This window comes from Streptococcus mitis B6, assembly GCF_000027165.1.
Classification (GTDB): Bacteria; Bacillota; Bacilli; order Lactobacillales; family Streptococcaceae; genus Streptococcus; species Streptococcus mitis_AR.
This window is the reverse complement of sequence record NC_013853.1, coordinates 1506206-1528299: the sequence shown is the minus strand read 5'-3', so window position 1 is coordinate 1528299 and position 22094 is coordinate 1506206. Positions and strand designations below refer to the sequence as shown.

General features: G+C 39.7%; 19 protein-coding genes and 1 pseudogene. 19 read left to right on the top strand and 1 reads right to left on the bottom strand.

The genetic code is table 11. From position 1 onward, the window contains the following. Positions 1–23 precede the first annotated feature (23 nt). Positions 24–1469: a UDP-N-acetylmuramoyl-L-alanyl-D-glutamate--L-lysine ligase gene (locus tag SMI_RS07665; RefSeq protein ID WP_000590307.1), complete on the bottom strand. Its 1446-nt coding sequence runs from the start codon at positions 1467–1469 to the stop codon at positions 24–26. Between the two features lie 105 nt (positions 1470–1574). Between SMI_RS07665 and SMI_RS07660 the strand changes: the two genes are divergently transcribed. The 19 genes and pseudogenes from SMI_RS07660 to SMI_RS07575 all read left to right on the top strand — a co-directional run bounded on the left by SMI_RS07660 (position 1575) and on the right by SMI_RS07575 (position 22001). Then, positions 1575–3197 carry a putative polysaccharide biosynthesis protein gene (locus tag SMI_RS07660; RefSeq protein WP_000064185.1) on the top strand — a complete coding sequence of 541 codons (1623 nt, stop codon included), beginning with the start codon at positions 1575–1577 and terminating at the stop codon, positions 3195–3197. A 194-nt stretch (positions 3198–3391) separates the two neighbouring features. Continuing rightward, complete coding sequence (locus SMI_RS07655; protein ID WP_000748895.1) at positions 3392–5350, top strand: peptide ABC transporter substrate-binding protein; 1959 nt, start codon at positions 3392–3394, stop codon at positions 5348–5350. 316 nt (positions 5351–5666) lie between these two features. Beyond that, positions 5667–6122: a hypothetical protein gene (locus SMI_RS07650; protein ID WP_000500941.1), complete on the top strand. Its 456-nt coding sequence runs from the start codon at positions 5667–5669 to the stop codon at positions 6120–6122. Positions 6123–6392: 270 nt separating this feature from the next. Continuing rightward, positions 6393–7487 (top strand): cystathionine gamma-synthase, encoded by a 1095-nt coding sequence (locus SMI_RS07645; RefSeq protein ID WP_000031976.1) that lies wholly within the window; start codon positions 6393–6395, stop codon positions 7485–7487. A 7-nt stretch (positions 7488–7494) separates the two neighbouring features. Then, the gene (locus SMI_RS07640) at positions 7495–8661 is read left to right on the top strand and encodes a MalY/PatB family protein (RefSeq protein ID WP_000521356.1); all 1167 of its coding nucleotides are present in this window, start codon (positions 7495–7497) and stop codon (positions 8659–8661) included. A 289-nt stretch (positions 8662–8950) separates the two neighbouring features. Then, positions 8951–9592: an Abi family protein gene (locus tag SMI_RS07635; RefSeq protein WP_001098291.1), complete on the top strand. Its 642-nt coding sequence runs from the start codon at positions 8951–8953 to the stop codon at positions 9590–9592. 48 nt (positions 9593–9640) lie between these two features. Next, positions 9641–10093, top strand: coding sequence for a hypothetical protein (locus tag SMI_RS07630; RefSeq protein ID WP_012972557.1), 453 nt, complete (start codon positions 9641–9643; stop codon positions 10091–10093). Positions 10094–10538: 445 nt separating this feature from the next. Further along, positions 10539–13637 (top strand): DEAD/DEAH box helicase, encoded by a 3099-nt coding sequence (locus tag SMI_RS07625; protein WP_001096278.1) that lies wholly within the window; start codon positions 10539–10541, stop codon positions 13635–13637. A 47-nt stretch (positions 13638–13684) separates the two neighbouring features. Beyond that, positions 13685–14302: a hypothetical protein gene (locus SMI_RS07620; RefSeq protein ID WP_001206453.1), complete on the top strand. Its 618-nt coding sequence runs from the start codon at positions 13685–13687 to the stop codon at positions 14300–14302. A gap of 10 nt (positions 14303–14312) precedes the next feature. Continuing rightward, positions 14313–15647 carry a UDP-N-acetylmuramate--L-alanine ligase gene (gene murC / locus SMI_RS07615; protein ID WP_000048094.1) on the top strand — a complete coding sequence of 445 codons (1335 nt, stop codon included), beginning with the start codon at positions 14313–14315 and terminating at the stop codon, positions 15645–15647. 9 nt (positions 15648–15656) lie between these two features. Beyond that, positions 15657–16118 (top strand): GNAT family N-acetyltransferase, encoded by a 462-nt coding sequence (locus SMI_RS07610; protein WP_000405300.1) that lies wholly within the window; start codon positions 15657–15659, stop codon positions 16116–16118. Continuing rightward, complete coding sequence (locus SMI_RS07605) at positions 16115–16672, top strand: GNAT family N-acetyltransferase (RefSeq protein WP_000702238.1); 558 nt, start codon at positions 16115–16117, stop codon at positions 16670–16672. The genes SMI_RS07610 and SMI_RS07605 overlap by 4 nt, the downstream gene beginning before the upstream one ends. Positions 16673–16794: 122 nt before the next feature. Continuing rightward, the gene (gene mltG / locus SMI_RS07600) at positions 16795–18489 is read left to right on the top strand and encodes an endolytic transglycosylase MltG (protein WP_001291437.1); all 1695 of its coding nucleotides are present in this window, start codon (positions 16795–16797) and stop codon (positions 18487–18489) included. A 60-nt stretch (positions 18490–18549) separates the two neighbouring features. Further along, a pseudogene (gene greA / locus SMI_RS07595) lies at positions 18550–18959 on the top strand (transcription elongation factor GreA); the annotation flags it as partial. 146 nt (positions 18960–19105) lie between these two features. Continuing rightward, positions 19106–20470 (top strand): amino acid permease, encoded by a 1365-nt coding sequence (locus SMI_RS07590; RefSeq protein ID WP_000095650.1) that lies wholly within the window; start codon positions 19106–19108, stop codon positions 20468–20470. 100 nt (positions 20471–20570) lie between these two features. Then, a complete protein-coding gene (locus SMI_RS07585) occupies positions 20571–20981 on the top strand; it encodes a GNAT family N-acetyltransferase (protein ID WP_000273897.1) in 411 nt (136 codons plus the stop codon). A gap of 44 nt (positions 20982–21025) precedes the next feature. After that, positions 21026–21166 (top strand): hypothetical protein, encoded by a 141-nt coding sequence (locus SMI_RS10580; RefSeq protein ID WP_012972554.1) that lies wholly within the window; start codon positions 21026–21028, stop codon positions 21164–21166. 147 nt (positions 21167–21313) lie between these two features. Beyond that, positions 21314–21523 carry a helix-turn-helix transcriptional regulator gene (locus SMI_RS07580; RefSeq protein ID WP_001107500.1) on the top strand — a complete coding sequence of 70 codons (210 nt, stop codon included), beginning with the start codon at positions 21314–21316 and terminating at the stop codon, positions 21521–21523. Then, entirely contained in the window at positions 21513–22001 is a 489-nt protein-coding gene (locus SMI_RS07575; protein ID WP_000247412.1) for a DUF6773 family protein, read from the top strand. The genes SMI_RS07580 and SMI_RS07575 overlap by 11 nt, the downstream gene beginning before the upstream one ends. Positions 22002–22094 lie beyond the last annotated feature (93 nt).

Here is a 22094-nt window from a genome sequence, read left to right as displayed (position 1 = left end):
ATTTCCCTTGATTTTTTACTATCTTATAAATAATTTTCTGCGACGGCTGCATCTCCTGGATAGGCTTCTTTCTTTCCTTGGACGATTTGGTAGCAATCGGCTCCCTTACCGGCGATAATGACAGCATCTAATTCGTGATTTGTGATAGCCATAGCTGCCTTGATGGCTTCTTGGCGATCCGCAATTTTTTCAACAGGATGATTGATGTAGCTACTGATTTCATCTGCAATGGTCATTGGGTCCTCATAGTTGGGGTCATCAGCAGTCAGAAAGACTTGAATCTCAGGATGTTGATTGAGGAGGAGGCCAAAGTCCTTACGACGGCTTTCACCTTTATTTCCTGTCGAACCGAGAACCAAAGCAATCTTTCCAGTTTGATGAGTCTCTACAACATTGATTAGTTTTTTCAGACTGTCACCATTGTGGGCATAGTCGATGAAGACCTTAGCTCCATTTTTCTGAGTGAGGACTTCCATACGACCAGGAACACGGGTTGCAGCGATTCCTTTTTTGATGTCCTCAAGACTTGCTCCGAGACGGAGACAAGCAAGTCCAGCAGCAACGGCATTTTCTTGGTTAAAGTGGCCAATGAGTTGAATATCATAATCACCAGCAAGTTTACCCGTAGCTGAAAAACTAAAGGCTTTAGAATTCTCGATTTGGTTGCTCGACTGACTACCGTAGAAATCATGGTCTTGATTTTCGACTTGTTCTTTCAAGACAGAAAAGTGGTCCATGTCACTGTTAATGATGACTGCTCGGCTATTTTCCATCAAGAGACGCTTGTGGTAGAAGTAATCCTCAAAACTAGGATGCTCAATCGGGCCGATATGATCTGGAGTGATGTTAAGAAAGACTCCTACATCAAAGGTCAGGCCATAGACTCGATGGACTAGATAGGCTTGACTAGAGACTTCCATTACGAGATGGGTTCTTCCATTCTTAACAGCTTGAGCCATCATGTCAAAGAGGTCGATATTTTCAGGCGTCGAGAAGGAAGATTTAAAGAAGGTCTTTCCATCCAGAGTTGTGTTCATAGTTGACAAGAGAGCTGTTGGGTAGCGTTGAGATAGGATGTTGTAAGCAAAGTAAGCTGCTGTTGTTTTACCCTTAGTTCCTGTGAAGGCGAGAATTTTTAGTTTCTCTTGTGGATTACCATAGAACTCCATGGCAATCAAACTCATGGCTTTCTTTATATCGTTCACAATGATGACAGGGATGCCGACTTCGTAGTCCTTTTCAGCCACATACCAACCGAGGCCTTGAGAGATGGCAGAAATCAAAAATTCCTTCTTAAAGGCAGCACCTTTTGCAAAAAAAAGAGTGTCTTCTTTTACTTTTCGGCTGTCGTAACTAATGCTATCAAAAACAACTTTGCTGTAGTTATAGTGGTAATGACCTTGGTCAATAATTTCACGAAAAAGGCCATCTTTCTTTAATATATCTAATACGGTTTCAATCTTAATCATACTTTCTATTATAAACTTCAAGCCCGAATTTTACAAGTGACAAGGAAAAGTTTATAATGGAAGATGAGGAATTTTTCCTAGTGATTAAAATAAAATGAGGAATCTATGTCTAACGAAAACAATCACCAGCAGGCCCAGATGTTACGGGGGACTGCTTGGCTAACGGCTAGTAACTTTATCAGTCGTCTACTCGGTGCCATTTATATCATCCCTTGGTATATCTGGATGGGGTCTTATGCGGCTACAGCAAATGGTCTCTTTACCATGGGCTACAATATCTATGCCTGGTTCTTGCTGGTTTCAACAGCGGGTATTCCAGTTGCGGTGGCCAAGCAAGTGGCCAAGTATAATACCATGCGAGAAGAAGAGCATAGCTTTGCCCTGATTCGGAGCTTTTTAGGCTTTATGACGGGACTAGGTCTGGTCTTTGCCCTAGTCTTGTATCTCTTTGCTCCTTGGCTAGCAGACTTGTCGGGTGTGGGTAAAGACTTGATCCCAATCATGCAGAGCTTGGCTTGGGCGGTCTTGATTTTCCCATCTATGAGTGTGATTCGAGGCTTCTTCCAAGGGATGAATAACCTGAAACCTTATGCCATGAGCCAAATCGCTGAGCAGGTCATTCGTGTTATCTGGATGCTCTTAGCAACCTTTATGATTATGAAAATGGGCTCAGGAGATTATCTAGCAGCCGTTACCCAATCAACCTTTGCTGCCTTTGTCGGCATGGTAGCCAGTTTTGCAGTTTTGATCTATTTCCTTGCCAAAGAAGGATTACTTAAAAGAGTCCTTGAAACAGGAGATAAGATAAACAGCAAGCGTCTTTTGGTCGACACCATTAAGGAAGCCATTCCTTTTATCCTGACAGGGTCTGCTATCCAGCTTTTCCAGATTTTGGACCAGATGACCTTTATCAATAGTATGAGTTGGTTTACCAACTATAGTAATGAAGACTTGGTTGTCATGTTTTCTTATTTCTCTGCCAATCCTAATAAAATCACTATGATTTTGATTTCTGTTGGGGTTTCGATTGGGAGTGTAGGGTTGCCACTTTTGACTGAAAACTATGTCAAGGGAGACTTGAAGGCGGCTTCTCGTCTCGTTCAGGATAGCATTACCATGCTTTTCCTATTCTTGCTACCAGCAACGGTTGGAGTGGTTATGGTAGGAGAACCTCTTTATACGGTCTTCTATGGCAAGCCAGATAGTTTGGCTATGGGCTTGTTTGTCTTTGCAGTTTTGCAGTCTACTATTTTAGGCTTGTACATGGTCTTGTCTCCAATGCTTCAGGCAATGTTCCGTAACCGCAAGGCAGTTCTCTATTTTATCTATGGTTCCATTGCCAAGCTGGTCTTGCAACTGCCAACCATCGCTCTCTTTCACAGTTACGGGCCTTTGATTTCTACAACAATTGGTCTTATTATTCCTAATGTTTTGATGTATCGGGATATTTGTAAGGTAACTGGTGTTAAGCGCAAGGTGATTTTGAAGCGAACCATTTTAATCAGTTTGTTAACCCTTGTTATGTTCATCGGTGTCGGTGCCATCCAGTGGATTTTAGGATTCGTTTTCCAACCAAGTGGACGTTTGTGGAGCTTCCTTTATGTAGCCCTTGTCGGTGCCATGGGTGGAGGTGTTTATGGAGTTATGAGTCTCCGTACCCGTTTGTTGGATAAGGTGATTGGAAAAGCTCAAGCAGATCGCTTACGAATCAAATTAAAGTTAACTTAAAAAATATTTATAAATAAAAGGGATAATTTGAACATTTCTATCATAAAATGCTTGGATTATTCTCTTTTTTATTAATTTGTAGAATAATTTCTATAGTTTGTAGATGTAATGATTAATTTTTTTAAAAAATCTATTGACTAAATAAAACTCGAGTTGTATAATAAGACAAATATTTAAATCAGGAGGTTTTGGAGATGAAAAAGTCTAAATCCAAGTATCTGACACTTGCAGGTGTCGTTTTAAGTGCAGGTTTTCTACTAAGTGCCTGCAGTAATTCTTCTAGTGCAGCTAAAACGTATAGTTATATTTACGCTTCTGATCCAACTAGCTTAAACTATCTTAAAGAAAATCGTGCGACTGTACTTGACGTTGTTACAAACTTTGTAGATGGTCTCATGGAAAATGATCAGTATGGGAACTATGTGCCATCCTTGGCAGAAGATTGGACTGTTTCTCAGGATGGTTTGACCTATACCTACAAACTGCGGAAAGATGCTAAATGGTATACTGCAGATGGAGATGAATATGCTCCTGTTACTGCCCAAGATTTTGTCACTGGTTTGAAATATGCGGCTGATAAAAAATCAGAAGCCTTGTACTTAGTGCAAGAATCCGTCGCAGGTTTGGATGATTACATTAACGGTAAAACAAGCGACTTTTCAACTGTCGGTGTTAAGGCTCTTGATGACCAAACCGTTCAATATACCTTGAACCAACCAGAACCTTACTGGAATTCAAAAACAACTTCAAGTATTCTCTTCCCAGTTAACGAGGAATTTTTGAATTCAAAAGGAGATGATTTTGGTAAAATTGATCCTGCAGATATCTTGTACAACGGACCATTCTTATTCAAGGCTTTCACTTCAAAATCTGTTATGGAATATAAAAAGAATCCAAACTACTGGGATGCAAAAAATGTCTTTGTAGATGATGTGAAGTTGACTTATTTTGATGGTAGTGATCAAGATTCCCTTGCTCGCAACTTTACTGAGGGAGGGTATAGTTATGCTAGGCTCTTCCCAAATAATTCAAGTTTTGAAGCTATTAAAGAAAAATACAAAGATAATATCATCTACAGTATGCAAGATGCGACTTCTTACTATTACAATTTTAACCTAGACAGAAAATCTTATAAATACACTTCAAAAATAAGCGATGCTGAGAAAAAATCAACTCAGGAAGCTGTTCTAAATAAGAGCTTCCGTCAAGCTATTAATTTTGCCTATGATCGTACAGCCTATGGAGCTCAATCTCAGGGTGAAGATGGGGCAACGAAGATTCTCAGAAACCTTTTGGTTCCACCAACCTTTGTCTCAGCTGATGGTAAGAACTTTGGTGAAATGGTAGCTTCAAAAGTTGTCAATTATGGTAAAGAATGGCAAGATATGAAATTTGATGATGCTCAGGATCCGTATTACAATGTTGACAAAGCCAAAGAAGCCTTTGGAAAAGCTAAAAAAGAATTGGAAGCTAAAGGGGTTCAATTCCCAATCCACTTGGATATGCCAGTTGACCAAACTGTTAAAAGAGGTGTCCAAGAAGCTAGTTCATTCAAACAGTCTATCGAATCTGTCTTGGGGGCTGATAATGTAGTTATTGACATCCAAATGTTAGGCCCTGATGAAATGGAAAGCATTGGTTATAGAGCTGAGACAGCTGCGCAAAAAGACTATGACCTCTATAATGGTGGTTGGAGTGCAGACTATCTAGATCCTTCTAGCTATCTTGATACACTTAGCTTATCAAGCGGTGGTTCTCTCCAAAATCTAGGAATTGAACCTGGTCAACCAAATGATAAGACGAAAGCAGCTGGTATTGATACTTATACTAAGATGGTTGAAGAAGCTGGTAAAGAACAAGATTTGTCTAAACGTTACGATAAGTATGCTGATGCTCAAGCGTGGTTGGTGGATAGTTCTCTAGCGATTCCAAATCTTTCACTGGGTGGAACACCAACATTGAGAAAAACTGTTCCTTTCTCATCACCTTATTCATTGGCTGGTAATAAAGGGGTCGAATCATATAAATACCTCAAATTACAAGATAAGGCAGTCACAAAAGACGAATATGAAAAAGCCAAAGAAAAATGGATGAAAGAAAAAGAAGAATCTAATAAAAAAGCCCAAGAAGAGTTGGCAAAACATGTCAAATAAGGATTTTTCAAGAAAAACGATGGTTTCAAAAGAAACTGTCGTTTTTTAATAGAATGATAGCGAAGTTGGAAGAAAAGTGTTTACATTTTTTAAATTGTTTGTTAGATTTATGATATAATGAATATGATAAAAGTTGTGAGAAGCTATTTTTTTAATCCTCTTCCAATGTTAACGGAAGTATGCACATGCTAGGATGATGTTATAGGAGGGATGCTGTCTACTGAAAAAGTAAGATAAAATGCAACTAATGATAAGTTCTTCTTCTATGTGAAGAGTCCTTATCTGCCTATTTACTAATCGTTATGGAGGTAACATCATGGGCGCTATTATGGAATTTGCGACAGAAAAACAGATTGCATCATTTCTTTCAACTTGTCACATTGAAGGGCAAAAAAATTTTCTGATGGCTTTTAAGAAAAAGACATGGTTGAAATCCTTTATTGATTTTTTCATTATAGGTGGTTCCTACTATGTTCAGTCGAGTGTGAAGCCTAAGATTCTGGCATTTACACCCAAGGGGATCTACTTGATGGATATCAGTGATGTGACTGAAAATCGTTCTAATCACGTCGTAGAGATGCCTTGGAATCAAGTTCAAGATTTTACTTATAAGACAGTCTTGAATACAGTTAGGCTGAACTGGCACTATCAAAATGAAAACTACATTTTTTCCGTGGATGTCGGTCAGGTTAGTCAGCATGTGGGTCAGTATCAATTTAACAAAGACCATTATGACTATTTGGTTCAACAGGATTTCTTTAGGTCAAAGTAAGCACTAGCAATCATCTACACAAAAGAATCTGGAAGCTTTTCTGGATTCTTTTTAGCTTTACTAGCTAATACTCAATGAAAATCAAAGAGCAAACTAGGAAGCTAGCCGCAAGCTGTACTTGAGTACGGTAAGGCGACGCTGACGTGGTTTGAATTTGATTTTCGAAGAGTATAAGTCTATAGTTTGAAACTATAACTAGCTCTTGAAAAGAAGAAAATGAGTTGATGAAAATAAGTGGTACAATAGTTACTATAGATTTGGAGGAATTGTATGAGCAAGGAATTACACATTAACACAATTTTGGCCCAGGCGGGTATTAAGTCAGATGAAGCTACAGGAGCCTTGGTGACTCCGCTTCATTTTTCAACGACCTATCAGCATCCAGAGTTTGGTCGATCTACTGGGTTTGACTATACACGCACCAAAAACCCAACTCGCACTAAGGCTGAAGAAGTCTTGGCGGCTATTGAGTCAGCAGACTATGCTCTAGCTACTAGCTCAGGGATGTCAGCTATTGTACTAGCCTTTAGCGTCTTTCCAGTAGGAAGTAAGGTTTTGGCTGTCCGTGACCTTTATGGAGGTTCTTTCCGCTGGTTTAATCAAGTGGAGCAGGAAGGCCGTTTCCATTTTACCTATGCCAATACAGAAGAAGAATTGATTGCCGAGTTAGAAAAGGATGTTGACGTTCTCTATATCGAAACGCCAACCAATCCTTTGATGTTGGAATTTGATATCGAAAAACTGGCAAAATTGGCTCATGCTAAGGGTGCCAAAGTGGTGGTGGACAACACCTTCTACAGCCCAATCTATCAACGTCCGATTGAAGATGGAGCAGATATGGTTCTTCATTCAGCAACCAAGTATCTAGCAGGCCACAATGATGTCTTGGCTGGTGTGGTTGTAACCAATAGTTTAGAACTATACGAGAAGCTTTTCTACAATCTCAATACGACAGGAGCAGTCTTGTCTCCATTTGACAGTTATCAATTGATTCGTGGTCTCAAGACCTTGTCTCTTCGTATGGAGCGCTCAACAGCTAACGCCCAAGAAGTGGTTGCCTTTTTGAAGGATTCTCCAGCAGTTAAGGAAGTTCTCTACACTGGTCGTGGGGGCATGATTTCCTTTAAAGTAGCCGATGAAACACGCATTCCTCACATTTTAAACAGTCTCAAGGTCTTCTCTTTTGCGGAAAGTTTGGGTGGGGTAGAAAGTCTCATTACTTATCCAACGACGCAAACTCACGCTGATATTCCAGCAGAAGTGCGCCATTCTTATGGTTTGACAGATGATCTCTTGCGCTTGTCGATTGGGATTGAGGATGCTAGAGATTTGATTACAGATTTGCGCCAAGCCTTGGAAGGATAAGACAGAGATGGGAAAATATGATTTTACAAGCCTGCCCAATCGTTTAGGGCACCATACCTATAAATGGAAAGAAGCAGAAACGGATAGTGAAGTCTTACCAGCTTGGATAGCGGATATGGACTTTGTAGTCTTGCCTGAAATCCGTCAAGCTGTGCAAACTTACGCAGATCAACTGGTTTATGGCTATACCTATGCCAGTGAAGAGTTAATTAAGGAAGTTCAAAAGTGGGAAGCCACACAACATGGTTACCACTTTGACAAAGAGGCTCTTGTCTTTATCGAGGGTGTGGTACCAGCCATCTCAACAGCTATTCAAGCTTTCACAAAAGAAGGCGAAGCGGTTCTGATTAACACGCCTGTCTACCCACCCTTTGCCCGCAGTGTCAAGTTGAACAACCGCAGATTGATTACCAATTCTTTGGTGGAAAAGGATGGTCTGTTTGAGATTGACTTTGACCAACTTGAAAAAGATTTGGTAGAAGAGGATGTCAAACTCTATATTCTTTGCAACCCTCACAATCCTGGTGGACGTGTTTGGGAAAAGGAAGTGTTGGAGAAGATTGGCCAACTCTGCCAAAAACATGGTGTTTTCTTGGTTTCAGATGAGATTCACCAAGATTTGGCCCTCTTTGGTCACAAGCATCATTCCTTTAATACCATCAATCCTGACTTTAAAGAATTTGCGATTGTCTTGAGTAGTGCCACTAAAACCTTTAACATTGCTGGGACAAAAAATTCCTATGCAGTCATTGAAAATCCTAAGTTGAGACTGGCATACCAGAAACGTCAGTTGGCCAATAATCAGCATGAAATTTCAGGCTTGGGTTATTTGGCGACAGAAGCTGCCTATCGCTATGGGAAGGATTGGCTAGAGGAACTCAAGCAAGTCTTTGAAGACCATATTAATTATGTGGTAGATTTATTTGGAAAAGAGACTAAAATCAAGGTCATGAAACCACAAGGAACCTACTTGATTTGGCTTGATTTTTCAGCCTATGACCTGACTGATGAAACATTGCAAGAGCTGTTGAGAAATGAAGCCAAGGTTATCCTTAACCGTGGTTTGGATTTTGGGGAGGAAGGAAGTCTCCATGCCCGTCTCAATGTAGCTATGCCTAAGTCTCTGCTACAAGAAGTTTGTCAGCGGATTGTAACGACTTTTGCCAAACTTTAAAAATCGTTTTTATTATTTTTTAAATATCTTTAAAAAATATTTTCACTTATAAAACACAATAGATAGAGACCTTAGAGGTCTCTATCTATATCTTGTGTTCTTGCGTCTAAAAATAGCACCATATATGGAATTTTTTGGTTAAAAAAGATTGGAGCTACTACATTTGGTGGTATGGAAAGGGGGTTTACAAAAAATTGGAATTAGGATATAATAATTGTACAAGAACTCCCAAGGCTCCCTTTGATTAATCAATCAAATAGTTTTGTGAGGCTTTTTTTTAGGGTGAATGATGAATACAACTGATGAAAATATTAAGGTAAAAAATATTTCTGTCAAATATTATGCACTAGCCCCTGATAAAAACTCTTCAATGAAAGAATTTCTTGAATTTGATAAGTTGAAGAAGAAGCTTGCTAGACCAGTAAAGAAAACAGGTGCTAAAGTAATAATTAATGAGTCTGATGAGGCTTTCGCTAAACAGTTCCTTTTTCAGACAAATTATTATGATTTTTCAATATACAGAAAGTGTTTACCGAAACGAGAAGATACTACTTTTTCTTTTCAAGATTGTATTGAACTTTATGAATTCAATTCATTTTTGAGAGAAAATTTGATGAAATTTACTGGTAAAATAGAATTGTTAATCAAATCTTCTATTATCCATACTTTATGTAGCAATTATGAAGGGAATTTACAAAAAGGCGAGTGCTATTTAGATAAATCAATTTATAAAAATGAAAATGATTATCAGGAATTTATTGAAAGAATTGGAATGAGATTATTTGAATTAAAAGCTAAATCTCTTCCAATAAGTCACCATGTGAGTAATAAAGATTGCAAGTTTCCTTTTTGGGTTGTTGTACCTGAGCTGACTTTTGGAGAAACAACTAAAATAATTGAGCAGTTGAATGATAAATTTTATAGTTTATAGGTTGAAGAGTTGTTTCTTAGTAATGATTATTATAAAAATGATGCTAACATGCAGGACCATATTATATCTGCAAGTAAAAGTTGGATTTCTGCCACATGGTTTATTAGGAATGTTTGTGCACATTATGGCAGATTATATGCACGTAACTTTAATGTGGGTGTTCCAAGATTCTATACACCAGTTTTGCGGAAGATGAAAATGTATGGGAAGAAACAAGGAGATAATAAAGACTTATTTGCCTATATGCTGGCAATAAAACAAATTCTTATTTGTCATAATTCAAGCATTCATGATGAGTGGGATACCTTTATTAACGAAATTGAAAGAAAATTTATGACTAGCAGTATCATAGAAAAAACTAAAATTGGTTTTCCGGAATGCTGGAAGGATTGTTTAATAATTAAAAATGTGAATTTAAGCCAAATTGATGAAAGTAAAATTCATAATGGCGTTTTTAATAAATTGTTATTGGTTTTGAAAAAATTTTATATAAAGTTCTGAAAGTACTTAATAAAAATATGAATGAATTATATAGTAATTTCCACAAAAATACCATAATTGGTAAATTCAGCTAAAATCAGATATTTTTAAATAGTAAAATTGTTGATTTCATGCTATTTTAATTGATATAAAAACATTGAGTTAGAACTCAAAATCCAGTGTCCGCGAGGACGTGCCGGTTCGACCCCGGCCGCCGGTATAGTATAGAGGGTAACTTCTAAAACTAACTTCCAGTTTCCCACAACCTAGCTTTTAGTATGAGAAAAATGCGTGAAATCAGTGGAAATCCGTCTTAGACTAACTTCCACTTTTGGGAGAGAGATGGAAGTTACTTTGAGAAGTTACGACTTTAAAAATCAAGCCTTCTAGGAGAAAAGTCTTCCTGGGAGGCTATTTTCACGGGCGAAAATATGGTATAATAAAAAGATAAGGTAAAGGTAAAAATATGGCTAAATTGATTCCCGGGAAAGTCCGTATCGAAGGCGTTGCCCTTTATGAAACTGGTAAGGTTGACATTATAAAGGAAAAAAACAATCGGCTCTACGCTCGCGTTGCAGAAGAAGAACTGCGCTATAGTTTAGAGGATGATTTGGTTTTTTGTGCTTGCGATTTTTTCCAAAAGAGGGGCTACTGTGTGCATTTGGCAGCGTTGGAGCATTTTCTAAAAAATGATGAGCGTGGTCAGGAAATCTTGCAAAGTCTGGAAGAAGGTCATGAGGAAAAAGAGGCTGTTGAAACCAAGGTGACCTTGGGTGGAAAATTTTTGGAACGAATCTTATCTCCAAAATCAGACCGAGCCTATGAGTTGTCGGCTGTGGGTCAGGTCGAAGCAGGAACCAATCATATCTTGTGGACTATGAGAATCGGGCAAATCAATAGCCAAAAATACTACGTCATTCGGGATATTCCGCTTTTTTTAAGAGTCGTCGAGAAGAGAAAACCTTATATGATTGGTAAAACTTATGAGGAGTCTCTATCTTGGGAAGCCTTTGATGAAGCCAGCCAAGAACTTCTGACTTTCTTGCGGGGACTAATGGAGGAAGGATTGGCACCAGACCTCTTTTTCCAAAACCAAGGTCGGCATCTCTTTTTCCCTCTGACCTTTTTTGAGCAGGGTGTGAATTTACTGATGACCTTGCCCCATTTTCAATTTGACCATCAAGTGGATAGCTACCAGACTCTGCTTTTTCAGGATATGCATGCTGATGCCAATCTATTTGCCTTTACAGTAACAGCATACTCGGATTATTTTGAAATGGAAATCAGTGAGAGTCCAAGAGTCAATGACTTTTATCAGGGAGCTGTGCTTTTCCATAAAGGTCAGGTTTATTTTCTAACAGACCAGCAGATGCGCCTTCTCAAGGAAATCAAAGCGCTGCCTTTAGATCGACATGGAAAGAAATACCTGCAATTTGATAGTAGTGACCGAGATAAATTGGCTTCTTGTTTAACTCTTTTTAGTCAGATGGGGACAGTTTCAGCTCCAGAACGTTTACAAATCAAAACCTTTACGCCTTCTTTTTACTTTGACAGGGAAGAGGATAATCGGATTCGTTTAGAAATTCAGTTTGATTATGGAGCTAAGCAGGTATCTAGCCGACAAGAGCTAGAAGAATTACCATTTTCAAGTGATGCTGATTTAGAAGAAAGAATTTTCCAAGTCTGTTTGGCAGCTGGATTTGAAGCAGACTTTCAATCTTTGCGTCAGGCCTTAAAAGCCGAGTCTGTTTATCATTTCTTCCATGAAATCATTCCAGGCTTTGAAAAACTCGGGAATGTTGACCTATCAGACAAGTTAGAAGAACTCTATAACCTAGTGAGTCCCCAAGTGCAGATTGCTTCCAAGGGAGGTCTCTTGGAAATCCAATTTGATTTTCAAGATATTGCCCAAGAGAAAATTGACCAAGCCATGCAGGCCTTGGTTGATAATCGAGATTTTTATATTGATTCGTCTAATCAAGTCTACTTTTTCGATGAAGAAACCAAGAAAATTCGCCAAAACCTACAGGAACTGGGGCAATTTGAATTAAAAGATGGCTCCTTGCAGACTCGGAAATCCTTGGCCTACAGTTTAGCTCATCTCTTTGAAGGACGAGATCGTGTTTCTTTTTCACAAGAATTCCAGAATCTGGCTCATGATTTGACGCATCCAGAGGACTTCCCTCGACAGGCAACTCAGGTTAAGGCTGATTTACGAGATTATCAGGAGAAGGGAATCGGTTGGCTGCAAATGCTCCATCATTATGGTTTTGGTGGGATTTTGGCTGATGATATGGGACTTGGTAAAACCCTGCAGACCATTGCTTTTTTGACCAGTCAAGTGACAAAAGAAAGTCGGATTTTGATTTTAGCACCGTCAGGTTTGATTTACAACTGGGCAGATGAGTTTCAGAAATTTGCCCCACAGTTGGATGTAGCTGTTGTTCATGGCTTGAAAGCTAGTCGTGAAGAGATTCTTGCTGAGAGCCATCAAATCTATGTGACGAGCTATGCTACCTTCCGTCAGGACAGTGATCTTTATCAGGGGATGACCTTTGACTTCCTTTTCTTAGATGAGGCTCAGGTCATGAAAAATGCCCAGACTAAGATCGCTCAGACCTTGAGACAATTTGTGGTGCCGTCGGTCTTTGCCTTGTCAGGGACTCCTATTGAAAACCATCTAGGTGAGCTGTGGTCTATTTTCCAAATCGTCATGCCAGGACTTTTGCCAAGCAAGAAAGAATTTATGAAATTACCAGCTGAGCGCGTGGCTCAGTTTATTAAGCCTTTTGTTATGAGGCGAAAGAAAGAAGAAGTTCTGACTGAATTGCCAGACTTGATTGAAGTGGTTTATAAGAATGAACTGGAAGACCAGCAAAAGGCTATTTACCTAGCCCAGTTGCAACAGATGCGAGACCGTCTGGCTCAAGTGTCAGATCAGGAATTTCAGCGAAGTCGTGTGGAAATTTTATCTGGTTTGATGCGCTTGCGTCAAATCTGTGACACTCCTGGCCTCTTTATGGAAGATTATCAGGGAGCCAGTGGCAAACTGGATAGTCTCCGAGACCTGCTGGTCCAGGTGGCAGACGGTGGACACCGTGTCTTGATTTTCTCGCAGTTCAAGGGAATGTTGGAAAAAATTGAACAAGAACTGCCAGACTTGGGCTTGACTTCCTTTAAAATTACCGGTTCGACCCCAGCCAAGGAAAGACAAGACATGACCAAGGCCTTTAACCAAGGGGAAAGAGATGCCTTTCTGATTTCCCTCAAGGCTGGTGGTGTCGGTCTGAATCTGACAGGTGCTGATACGGTTATTTTAGTTGACCTTTGGTGGAATCCTGCGGTGGAAGCGCAAGCTATTGGCCGTGCCCATCGGATGGGTCAGGAAGAAACGGTTGAGGTTTATCGCTTAGTGACCAGGGGAACCATTGAAGAAAAAATTCAGGAACTCCAAGAACAAAAGAAACATCTGGTGTCACAAGTATTGGATGGAACAGAGTCACGTGGCAGTCTCAGCCTAGCAGAAATTAGAGAAATTTTGGGAATTTCTGAAGCCAGCACTTGAAAAATCAAGACAATACGCTATAATGAAGTGTTGAAAGGAAATAGAAAATGAGAGAAGAACGATTTCCATTGGTGTCAGATGATGAGATCATGTTGACTGAGATGCCGGTTATGGACCTCTATGATGAATCTGACTTTATCAGTAATATCAAGGGAGAATACCGTGATAAGAATTATCTGGAGTGGGCCCCTATTACTGAAGAAAAACCAGCAAAACCGATTGAAAAGCCAGTAGAGAAACCTAAGAAGGCTGGTTTAGGAGTTAAAAAAGAAGGAAAGAGCTATGCGGAGGTGGCGCGTGAAGAAGCGCGTGCGGATTTGAAAAAGAAACGCTCAGCAAGTTATCTGACTAAGGATATTACTCCTACAAGACGCCCTTCTCAGCAACGTTTGGATAGACAGGGGAATCAACCTACCGCGCCTTTCCAAAAGGAAAATCCTGGTGAATTTGTTAAATATAGTCAAAAATTGACCCAGTCTCATTACATCTTGGCGGAAGAAGTGAGCAATATTTCGACTCAAGCTGAGCCAAAAGAAACTTCAGGCCCAAAGAAAAACAACTATGATTTTCTGAAGAAGAGCCAAATCTACAATAAAAAGAATCAACAAAAAGAACAAGAACGTCAGGTGGCCCAAGAGTTGAATCTGACAAGAATTACGGAATAGGGGAGAAAACATGTCAAAGACATATCATTTTATCGGAATTAAGGGATCAGGTATGAGTGCCTTGGCCTTGATGTTGCACCAAATGGGGCATAAGGTACAGGGATCAGATGTTGAAAAGTACTACTTTACTCAACGTGGTCTTGAGCAGGCAGGGATTACTATTCTTCCTTTTGATGAAAAGAATCTAGACGGTGATATGGAAATTATCGCTGGAAATGCCTTTCGTCCAGATAACAACGTCGAAATTGCTTATGCGGACCAAAATGGCATTAGCTACAAACGCTACCATGAGTTCCTAGGTAGCTTTATGCGCGACTTTGTTAGCATGGGAGTTGCTGGAGCGCATGGAAAAACTTCAACGACAGGTATGTTATCTCATGTCTTGTCTCACATTACAGATACTAGCTTCTTAATCGGAGATGGGACCGGTCGTGGTTCAGCCAATGCCAAATATTTTGTCTTTGAATCTGACGAATATGAGCGTCACTTCATGCCTTATCACCCAGAATATTCTATTATTACCAACATTGACTTTGACCATCCAGACTATTTCACAAGTCTAGAGGATGTTTTCAATGCCTTTAACGATTATGCTAAACAAATTACTAAGGGTCTCTTTGTCTATGGTGAAGATGCTGAATTGCGTAAGATTACATCTGATGCACCAATTTATTATTATGGTTTTGAAGCAGAAGGTAATGACTTTGTAGCTAGCGAACTTCTTCGTTCAACAACTGGTTCAACCTTCACAGTTCATTTCCGTGGTCAAGAATTGGGACAATTCCATATCCCAACCTTTGGTCGTCACAATATTATGAATGCGACAGCCGTTATTGGTCTTCTTTACACAGCAGGATTTGATTTGAACTTGGTGCGTGAACACTTGAAAACATTTGCCGGTGTTAAGCGTCGTTTCACTGAGAAAATTGTCAATGACACGGTGATTATCGATGATTTTGCCCACCATCCAACAGAAATCATTGCAACCTTGGATGCGGCTCGTCAGAAATACCCAAGCAAAGAGATCGTAGCAATCTTCCAACCGCATACTTTTACAAGAACTATTGCCCTGTTGGACGAATTTGCCCATGCTTTGAACCAAGCGGATGCAGTTTACCTAGCGCAAATTTATGGATCTGCTCGTGAAGTAGACCATGGTGATGTTAAGGTAGAAGACCTAGCCAATAAAATCAATAAGAAACACCAAGTTATCACTGTTGAAAATGTTTCTCCACTCCTAGACCATGACAATGCTGTCTATGTCTTTATGGGAGCAGGAGACATCCAAACCTATGAATATTCATTCGAGCGTCTCTTGTCTAACTTGACAAGTAATGTTCAATAGGATGCTCCCATGGAAATTCCAATTAAAATCCTTCAGGCAAGCAAGTCTGATTTGGCTGAGGTAGTGGCACTTCAGGCCTCGTCTTTTCCAGCTGAAAAGCAGCAATCTTCCCATATCTTAGAAGAAAGTATCCGTAAGTGTGCGGATACCTTTCTTCTAGCTAGGGATGAAAATAAACTTTTAGGCTATATTCTATCAAGTCCCCAGTCAGACAATCCGCAATGTCTAAAAATACATTCTTTAGTTATCGAGGCTGACCATCAGAGACAGGGCTTGGGAACACTTCTTCTTGCAGCCTTGAAAGAGGTGGCAGTTGAACTGGATTACAAAGGGTTTCGTTTGGAGAGTCCTTCTGAGCTACTTTCCTATTTTGAAATGAACGGTTTTATTGATGAAGAAACTTCTCTTTATGTAACTAGCCAGGGTTTTAGTATGATTTGGTTTAATCCCTTTTATCTGGAGGCACAATGAAAATTAGGAAAGCAAGATTAGAAGATTTAGATCGTATCGTTGAGATTGAACTAGAGAATTTCTCTGCTGAAGAGGCTATTCCTCGCTCTATTTTTGAGGCGCATTTGCGAGAAATTCAGACCTCGTTTCTGGTTGCAGAAAAAGAAGGCAGAATCATGGGGTATATAGAAGGACCAGTTGGACCACACCGCCATCTGCAAGATCAGTCCTTTACAGAGGAGATAGAAGACCATAGTCATGAGCCTGGTGGCTATATCTCTGTAACCTGTCTTTCAATTGCCAAAGAAGCACAGGGCCTTGGACTTGGTCAAAAATTACTAACAGCCTTGAAAGAGTTGGCGCTTGAACACGAAAGAGAAGGCATTAATCTAACCTGTCATGACTATCTCATCGCCTACTACGAAAGGCATGGATTTGTCAATGAAGGCCAGTCTCAGTCAACCTTTGCAGGGGAAACTTGGTATGATATGGTCTGGGAAGCTAATACTCTTCGAAAATCAAATTCAAACCACGTCAGCGTCGCCTTACCGTACTCAAGTACAGCTTGCGGCTAGCTTCCTAGTTTGCTCTTTGATTTTCATTGAGTATAAAAAATAAGCCAGAAAAGCATGCTAGGTTGCTTTTCTTTCGTTTTTAAGATATAATATTATGGATTGTCAACGAGGAGGATAAACTTTTGAGTGAAAAGCCAAGAGAAGACGAAAAATTAAGCTTTAAAGAGCAAATTTTACGTGATTTAGAAAAAGTAAAACAATATGAAGGGATTCGTCAAGAGGCCGCTGAACTTGATGAAAAAAAATCAGCTTTGTCTGTCCCTGACACAAAAATTGCTGATGAAGAAGTGATGAATGCATCCCTATCAGCTGTTGAAAAAATTATGGAGAATGCACCACGTGTTCCACAGCATCCTAGTGAAGATGTGCCTGCATCACCGGCGGAGGAACTAAGAGAGGAAGCTCCAATCGTTCCTAGTCACCCTAGTCAAGATGTTCCAGCTACACCAGCTGAAGCAAGTCCATCAAGACCGGTTCCAGGACCAGATGTCAATCGTCCACAAAAGGTCGAAAGAGATTTGAACACAACTCCAACAAGAGTAGCTGTTTCTTATAAAACTGAAGAACCAAAAGAGACACAAGCAGAAGCGCCAAGACATGAACCGGTCGTCGAAGCGGAAGCTGTTGACGTGATTTCTGAAACTCCACGTCGTAGTCGTCGTGAGACAGTTAAACCTGTTAAGAAGAAAAAATCACATTTGAAAGCTTTCTTCATTTCTCTATTGATTTTCCTTGCCTTGATTTCAGCAGGTGGTTACTTTGGTTACCAGTATGTTCAATCATCTTTATTACCAGTTGATGCAAATTCTAAGGAATATGTAACGGTTCAAATCCCAGAAGGATCCAATGTCCAAGAGATTGGATCAGCACTTGAACATTCTGGTGTGATTAAACACGGAGTGATTTTTGCTTTTTATGCTAAATATAAGAATCATTCAGATTTGAAGTCTGGATATTACAATTTGCAAAAGAGCATGAGTACAGAGGATATCATCAAAGAACTCCAAAAAGGTGGTACTCCTGAACCTCAAGAACCATCACTTGCAGATTTAACCATTCCAGAAGGATATACCATTGATCAAATCGCCCAAGCTGTAGGCCAATTACAAGGTGAATTTAAAGAACCTTTGACAGCGGAAGCCTTCTTGGCTAAGGTGCAAGATGACAACTTTATCAGTCAAGAAGTTGCTAAATATCCAAACCTACTTGAAAGCTTGCCAACGAAAGAAAGTGGAGCTCGTTACCGTTTGGAAGGTTATCTTTTCCCAGCGACCTACTCTATCAAGGAAAGCACAACTATTGAAAGTTTGATTGATGAGATGCTGGCAGCTATGGATAAGACCTTGACTCCGCACTATAGTGCAATCAAGTCTAAAAACTTAACAGTTAATGAATTGCTAACAATTGCCTCACTTGTTGAAAAAGAAGGAGCTAAGACTGAAGATCGTAAGTTGATTGCAGGTGTCTTCTACAATCGTTTGAATCTTGGTATGCCACTTCAAAGCAATATTGCAATCTTGTATGCCCAAGGGAAACTTGGCCAAAATATTAGCCTAGCAGACGATGCTGGAATTGATACATCAATTAATTCACCATACAATGTTTATACAAAACCTGGTTTGATGCCTGGTCCAGTAGATAGTCCAAGTCAGGATGCGATTGAAGCAAGTATCAACCAAACAAAGAGTGAGAACCTCTACTTTGTAGCCAATGTTACAGATGGTAAAGTCTATTACGCAGTTACTCAGGAAGAACATGATCGGAATGTAGCTGAGCACGTCAATAGCAAGCTTACTCAAAATAGTAGTTCAAACTAAGACTACAAACATGAGAATCTCAGATAGAGATTCAATACTATCGAAAGAAAGTTGAGAAAAATGGCAGAAAAAACATATCCTATGACCCTAGCGGAAAAGGAAAAACTTGAAAAAGAATTAGAAGAATTGAAATTGGTCCGCCGACCAGAAGTGGTAGAACGCATTAAGATTGCTCGTTCCTACGGTGACCTTTCTGAAAACAGTGAGTACGAAGCAGCTAAGGATGAACAAGCCTTTGTTGAAGGACAAATTTCTAGCTTGGAAACAAAAATCCGCTATGCTGAAATCGTTAATAGCGACTCAGTTGCCCAAGACGAGGTAGCGATTGGTAAAACAGTCACTATTCAAGAAATTGGTGAGGACGAGGAAGAAGTATATATTATTGTAGGTTCAGCTGGTGCAGATGCCTTTGCAGGAAAGGTTTCAAATGAAAGCCCAATTGGACAAGCCTTATTGGCAAGAAAACAGGTGACACAGCAACCATTGAAACACCTGTTGGTAGCTATGATGTAAAAATCTTGAAGGTTGAAAAAACAGCCTAAAAACAGAAAAAGGAGTGGGGAGGCTGTGCGCTTCACTCACTCCTTTTTCCATATTAAATTGAATTGGAGACGTTATGAGTTCAAAGAAGAAAAAAAATAAGATGCAGCGTGGTCTGACTAATCGTCACGTGCAGGTTATGGCCATTGCAGGAACAATCGGAACAGGCCTCTTTTTAGGAGCAGGTCGCTCTATTAGCCTAACAGGTCCTTCCATTGTACTGATTTATATGATTACGGGAGCTTTCATGTTCCTCATGATGCGTGCGGTTGGGGAAATGCTCTACCAAGACCCTGAGCAACATACCTTTATCAACTTTATTACGCGCCATTTGGGTAAGGGCTGGGGTTATTTCTCGGTTTGGTCTTACTGGCTATCTGTTGTCTTTATCGGTATGGCGGAAATCACTGCTATCTCTCACTATGTTCAGTTCTGGTTCCCTAGCTGGCCAAGTTGGATGATTGAGATTGGATTTTTAACCATTCTAGCCTTGGTCAATCTGATTGCGGTGAAGCTCTTTGGGGAAGTTGAGTTTTGGTTTGCGATGGTCAAGATTGTGGCTATTTTAGCTATGATTGCCACAGGAGTCTTTATGGTCTTGACAGGCTTTAAGACACCCCATGGAGTAGCAAGTTTGGCTAATATCGCCGACAATTTCTCCCTCTTCCCAAATGGTGGAGTGAACTTTGTCATGGCCTTCCAGATGGTTTTCTTTGCCTACCTCATGATTGAGTTTATCGGGGTCACAACTTCTGAAACTAAAAATCCACGTCAGGTCTTGCCAAAAGCTGTTAAGGAAATTCCTTTGCGTATCGCCTTTTTCTACGGTGGTGCCCTCTTAGCCATCATGGCTATCATTCCTTGGCGTGAACTTGCTTCTGCTGATTCTCCCTTTGTTACGGTGTTTGAATTGGCCGGTATCAAGTGGGCGGCAGCCTTGATTAATTTCGTCGTTTTGACGTCAGCAGCATCTGCTCTTAACTCAACCCTTTATTCAACAGGGCGTCATTTGTACCAGATTGCCCATGATTCGCCAAATCCATTCTTAAAGGCTATTAAGGCAGATACTCTTTCTCGTCATAACGTGCCACAAAATGCTATCATCGCTTCAGCAATCTTGATTGCCTTAGCAGCCTTTATCAATATCTTGCCAGGTGTTTCCGATGCCTTTGCCTTGATTACAGCATCATCATCAGGTGTCTATATCGCCATTTATATCTTAATCATGGTGGCTCACCTTAAATACCGCAAGTCACCAGACTTTATGGCGGATGGCTATCTCATGCCCCATTATCGTTTCCTAAATCCGTTAACCATGCTCTTCTTTGCCTTTGTCTTTGTAACCCTCTTTTTACAAGAGTCTACATTTGTCGGAGCAATCGGATCAGCTATCTGGATTATAGGTTTTGGGATTTATAGCCAGTGGAAATTTAGAAAATAGATTAGGGACTCATCAACTCAGGTTGGTGAGTTTTTGCTAGTTTGACAGTCTATTGAAATAAGACTATAATCAATCTGTAACAGGGTTTGAGGAGGTTTAGATGTACTTTAGATTGGAAAATAAGGAATCCCATAAATCACAAGAAATAGGGAATCTGATTCGTGTTTATAACCGTTCAAAAAGAGAAGAGGCTGAAAGTGAGCCACTTAATCTTTATGTCGAAGATGAAAAGGGCAATCTCCTGGCAGGTTTGATAGCAGAGACTTTTGGAAATTGGCTAGAAATCGAGTATTTATTTGTAACAGAGGAACTGAGAGGGCAAGGAACCGGTTCAAAACTATTGCAACAAGCAGAAAGTGAAGCTAAGAATCGAAACTGTCGTTTTGCTTTTGTCAATACTTACCAGTTTCAAGCTCCAGATTTTTATAAAAGGCATGGCTACAAGGAAGTCTTTACCTTACAAGACTATCCCTACATAGGACAAAGATTTTATTACCAAAAGAATCTGTAAGGTGAATATGAAGGTATAGTACAAAGAGAGACTCACACATAAGTATGGAGGGGATTTTCGATAAATACCAGTTAAATCCTACAAATTGTGTCTGTCTAGACGATATTGAGGACAATACAATCGTAGCTGAGACATTAGATGTGAAATCCTACGATGCTGTAGATGTTTTGAAAAAAATTGAATAAGCAGAAAACTCTCTATCATTTAGGTGGTAGAGAGTTTTTGTTAATAAAATTTTACAAAATGACATTTATATATTGCATTAAGTTAGATATATGATATAATGATGTTGAAAAGAGGCGCAACTTTTTAAAATTATAAGGAGGATGCAGGTGGCTAAAAATTTAAAATTAAAATTAGCTCGTGTGGAGCTTGATTTAACTCAAGGTCAACTGGCAGAGGCTGTTGGTGTGACGCGCCAGACTATTGGTTTGATAGAGGCGGGGAAATACAATCCCAGTCTCTCGCTCTGCCAGTCCATTTGCAGATGTTTAGGGAAAACCCTAGACCAACTATTTTGGGAGGAAGAAGATGGTAAATAAATTTATTCATTATCAATTACTAGACGAAAGAGAAGAACAACTAATCAATAAAGCTGGGGCGGAATCCTTTACCCTCTTCATTGGGCTTGTGCTTCTAAGCTATTTGGTGGCTGTATTAGCTCCCTCTCTTTTTAATCCGAATTTTCTAGTCTATACTCTGATAGTAGGGATTTTGTTCTTTTTCAATCGTGCTCGTTATCTGGGAGTAACCTACTATAGTCGTTTTCATTTTACGATTTTAGGTTGTTTTTTCCTAACCTTGGCGATTACAACTCTATTGATGTTACAGAATTATCAATTCAACATAGAAATTTATCAGCACAATCCTTTGAACCTTAAATACCTATCTGCTTGGGCAATTACTTATGTCATTTACCTTCCCTGGGTCTTTATTGGCAATCTTGGTCTGAAAAGCTATGGAGAATGGGCTCAGAAAAAGTTTGAACAAGATATGGATGAACTGGAGAGTGGAGAATAGCTTGTTACTCTTTTCTCAATCCAGCTAAAATGTGTTATAATAGTACTAATTTATTGGAACACATGAAAGTTTTTGAAAATTTTCATTAGTTTC